Origin of the sequence: Helicobacter sp. L8 (assembly GCF_003660355.1) — a bacterium.
Lineage (GTDB): Bacteria > Campylobacterota > Campylobacteria > Campylobacterales > Helicobacteraceae > Helicobacter > Helicobacter labacensis.
Window position 1 is genome coordinate 1 of the sequence record NZ_QXQR01000034.1, and the last position, 4179, is coordinate 4179.

The window sequence follows — 4179 nt, forward strand, 5'->3', positions numbered from 1 at the left end:
GCATTCATCCCACCCGCTAAAGACGGGTGGGATTTCTGCCAAAACAAATTAAAAGCGACAAGGACTACCAAGACCTCCAAAAGTACGCCGGGGTGAGAGGGGATAAGAACGCGCTATTTAGCGGGATTGTAGGCTTAGTGGATAATTGCCCCGTGTTAGATATGGGGGTGTGGACTTCTGTGAATGTGGGATTGCTCAATAGCGAGGTTTCAGACTCTGAGTTTGAAAACCACATCAATAAGCAGAACTTCAACACAATTACCCCCCCTAGCGCCTACGCGAATAATACCCCCGTGTGCATTGGCGCGCTCATTGGAGCGAGCGCGCTAGTGCTAGCGGGCAACGCCTCTATTAATTTCTACATCAACGAGACCGAGGACGCGGGCAGAAAGACTATTTGCGGGGTGGATCGCATTTTAGGGGTTTCTAAAGCGCGCTTTTCTAGCGCACAGGGTGTGAGCAGTGTGTATGATAATAGCGACTTTGCCGTGATCGGCTTGTTTTGCGCTAAACAATAGGAGAGCCTATGGAACAAAAAGTCCATAATCTTAATTATCTTTGCAAGGTGGTTTTCAACCTAGATGAGGACACCAAAAACCTAGTAGCTATTCCCGCAGGGGCTGAAGTGCTAGATGTTACCTTGGAAATTAGCAAGGTACTAACCGGGGCTAGCATTGACATAGGCTTCACGGATGAAACCCAGTACTTCTTAGACGATGTGAGCGCGGATAATAAGGGCTATCACCGCAGCGAGTCGTTTTTTAGCGCGCCTAGCACCACCCAAATCCAAGCCGCTATCACCGGGCATAACAAGACCACCCCCGGGCAAGCCATCTTAAGAGTGGTGTATTATTTGCCCAGCGTGATCAGCGTGGAGTATTGAAGTGAATGATTTAGGCGTGTTTGGGGGGCGTTCCGCCATAGGTGGCAGTGGTGTTTTAGGGGGCATAGGTGCAGGCATTGAGGGGGTGAACACGCTTCTTGGCATCGCCTCTTTAGGCGCGGGGATTTGGAGCACGCAAGAGCAACTCAAGCACTCTAAGGAGGCGATGCGCTTAGCCCGTGAACAATTCATGGAAGAAAATCGCCGCTACAACGCCAGAGAGAAAGAACGCCTAGAGGCTAACGCCCAAATAGGAGCGAGCGCGCAAAATTACGATCTAGCCAACCCCCCTAATAGCGCAGTGATGGAGCGATCATGACGCGTCTTGTGGATTTAGGGCAAAACGCTTTAGTGCAGTTGTGCAACAAATACGCGCAGGTAAAAAGGGAATGGCGTGGGAGAATGCTAGACTTGCCCATCACTTTAAGCAGTGATTTCTACACCACGCAAGGGGAGGTGTTTTGTGTGTGCGAAGGGGAGGGGGCATTATACTTTAGAGACTACCCGCGCGCGCTAAATTTTATCAATTTGCAAGCCCAAGATTTAGAAACCTATCTTTTCACCTTGAAATTGCCCCAAGATAGCGCGCAACGCGCCTTGATTAAGGATTTTATGCGCGTCTATGACACCAATATCACCAAGGGGGGTTATTATCTCAACCCCCCCTTTTTTGAGGACATAGAAAGGGAGTTATTGCATGGTGGATAGCAATGAAGTAGAACACAAAATCCGCGCGCGCTTGAAAGATGACAACTACCAAGCTATGCGCTTTAGCGCAGCTGAGATATTAGACGCGATTAATGCGGTAGTGGCTAGTCTAGTGCTAGAGTTCAAGCTAAATCGAGCCCAGCGTTTAGCGCGCTTGAGCGAGCAAGCGCGTTTCATGCGCACGCCCTATATCTTAGGCATCATAGAAGCCAAGTTTGAGGGCAAACATTTAGAATTCCGCACAGAAGTAGACAACGCTTTGGAATTGAGCCTTTTCATCCAGCCCGAGGCTTTAAGTGTAAGCCCCTTTAAACCCGGGCTTTTAAGCGTGATTTATTACGCCTATGAGCCCATTAAGCAGCTAGATCAGCCCCTACCCTTACCCCCCATTGCTACGGACGCGGTAGTCTATGGCGCGCTAGCCCTCTTGCTAGAAGTGCCCACAGATGAATCCAATTTCAATAAAATAGGGGTGTATAAGAATTTATTCAAAGAAGCCAAGAACCTTTTAACTTTGTACCTTAATAGCCTTTATGCGTCAAAAAATTATGCGAGTAGGGTGGTGAAGGTATGAATATCAACCGCTTTATCCGCAATTTTTTAAGCCTAAGACAAGCCCTGCAAACCCAGAACTTCAGCACTAAAGAACTCAATAGCCTTTGCATGCAGGGGGCGATTGAGTACGAGAAACTCTATTTAGAAGAGGCGCGTTTTTCTTTGGAGGAGGCTAAGCTAGCCCTAGAGTCCATGCAGATGAAAGCTAAAATCAATTTAGACAAGTGTCAGCTAGAATTACTCAAAGCCCAGATTTTAAACACTCTTATTCAAGCCCAGAGTATGCTAAAAAGTTTAAAGGACAATGTTGCTATCAACCGCGCTAACGCCTATGTGAGCTTTTTGCAAGTGGTAGGAAACGCCTCCAATGCTAGCGGTGTTGCCCAGCACGCGGACAATGTGGTGCGCACGATCAATAAGATCGGGCTAGATCAAGCCCCAAGCCCCCTAGAAGAGCCGCTAAACCGCTTGAGCGCGCAGTTAAACCAAATAGGCGCGCTAGAGTCCATGGACTCTATTGAGATATGCGCGCAAAGCCTAGAGACTTTGCCCAACCACCCGCTAAAAGTGTGGGGATACACCACGCTTTTCAACCCCCAAGAGTCTTTTTTAGTGGATGGCAAGTTGCACAGCACGGGCAATAGCATGCTATTTAGCGCGAGTGTGCCCAAGAGCTACACCATTACCTATATTGCCCACAACCCCAAGGCGCGCCTAGAAAAGAGTCTCAATATTCTTGTGAGCGCGCAAGAAATGCCTATTTTACCCTAAAGGATTAGCATGCCAGACCCTAAAAATCAAGGTTTCCAACGCGTTAGTGTCGCCCAGATTGTAGATGTGGGCACCCCCACCACTACCCCCACAGGGACAACCCAAACCCCCGCAGGGACAACCCAAACCCCCACAGGGACTACACAAACAGCCCCCGCGGTGATCAAAGACCCCCAATTTTTGACCGACGAGCTCAACAAACTCAAAGCCAAGCAAGAAAAACAGCTAGAACAGGCTAAGGAGGCTTTCAAGCAGACTAAGCAGGCGCTAGATGATGCCCAGCTAGCCCAAGAGCGCGCCCAAAAGGCATACTTAGAAAGCAAGGAAGCCAAGGGCTTTTTAGAGGAGGCACAAAGACTCCTAGCGCACGCCAAACAGACCCAAAGCCTAGCCGACTCGAATCTAGCCCTAAGCCAGAGCGCACAGCCCAAAGGCGCGCTAACTCCCTTCCCCAATATTCCCCCCTTGCCAGTTGTGGTGATCCCCCCAGATGTTGCCCAAGCCGACATTAAGGACATTCAAGAGGACTTTTTGCGCCTTTTAGAAGACGCGCTAAACAAAAACAACAATTGGAAGGAGCAAATCTATTTAGCTTTGCAGGCGACCCATCGCGTGCTAGCCAATTTTCAAGCCTTGAAAGAACTCTACCGCCATGCAAGCCGATTAGACGCGAGCGCAGAGAATAGAGGGGAAAGCCGTGTGCAATTTGTGCGCGAACAAGCCGAGTACATGCGCCAATTAGTAGCCAACTATAATGGCTACTTTGATCAATTCAATGCGGTGATGATCAAAAATAACGACCTTATTGTGCGCAATTTTGATCTAGTTTTAGAGCAAATAGACTTAGTAAAAGCCTTGATCGCGCGCATGAGCGCAGAGGCTAACGAAGTCATTGCGGTGAAAGACAGCGTAAAAGCCCTTTTAGAAAAGCTAGATAGCATGGAGGATCTTAAAAACGAATTGCTAGACTTGAGCGTGGAAGCGCGAGTCCAAGTTAAGCAGTTGCAAACTCTAGCCAAAGAGGCGATGCAGAGCATCAGAGAACGCCTAGAGAGCGCGATCAATGATCTAAACGCCAAAGAAGCCGACATCTCTACCAAGTTGCACGAACTCCAAGAACAGCTTTTAAGGGAATTGCACGCCCTAGACACTCTCACCCAAGAGCGTGCAGCCAAGCAGTTTAAAGCCATTGACGACAAGATGGACGAGTTTAATTTGTTTTGGCAGAAATCCCACCCGTCTTTAGCGGGTGGGATGAATGC

Annotated in this window: 7 protein-coding genes; all 7 read left to right on the plus strand. The window is 48.7% G+C overall.

Going from position 1 to position 4179, the window contains the following annotated elements:
- Positions 1–26 precede the first annotated feature (26 nt).
- Positions 27–518: a DUF4043 family protein gene (locus tag EAO37_RS08745; RefSeq protein WP_240451799.1), complete on the plus strand. Its 492-nt coding sequence runs from the start codon at positions 27–29 to the stop codon at positions 516–518.
- An 8-nt stretch (positions 519–526) separates the two neighbouring features.
- Positions 527–883: a hypothetical protein gene (locus tag EAO37_RS08750; RefSeq protein ID WP_120953300.1), complete on the plus strand. Its 357-nt coding sequence runs from the start codon at positions 527–529 to the stop codon at positions 881–883.
- Position 884: 1 nt separating this feature from the next.
- A complete protein-coding gene (locus EAO37_RS08755) occupies positions 885–1202 on the plus strand; it encodes a hypothetical protein (RefSeq protein WP_120953303.1) in 318 nt (105 codons plus the stop codon).
- On the plus strand, positions 1199–1591 hold the full coding sequence (locus tag EAO37_RS08760) for a hypothetical protein (protein WP_120953306.1): 393 nt from the start codon (positions 1199–1201) through the stop codon (positions 1589–1591). The genes EAO37_RS08755 and EAO37_RS08760 overlap by 4 nt, the downstream gene beginning before the upstream one ends.
- Positions 1581–2165: a hypothetical protein gene (locus EAO37_RS08765; RefSeq protein WP_120953309.1), complete on the plus strand. Its 585-nt coding sequence runs from the start codon at positions 1581–1583 to the stop codon at positions 2163–2165. Before EAO37_RS08760 ends, EAO37_RS08765 begins: the two co-directional genes overlap by 11 nt.
- Positions 2162–2917 carry a hypothetical protein gene (locus EAO37_RS08770; RefSeq protein ID WP_120953312.1) on the plus strand — a complete coding sequence of 252 codons (756 nt, stop codon included), beginning with the start codon at positions 2162–2164 and terminating at the stop codon, positions 2915–2917. Before EAO37_RS08765 ends, EAO37_RS08770 begins: the two co-directional genes overlap by 4 nt.
- 9 nt (positions 2918–2926) lie before the next feature.
- Positions 2927–4179: hypothetical protein (locus EAO37_RS08775; protein ID WP_162983012.1), on the plus strand; the 1253-nt coding region annotated here is incomplete at its 3' end.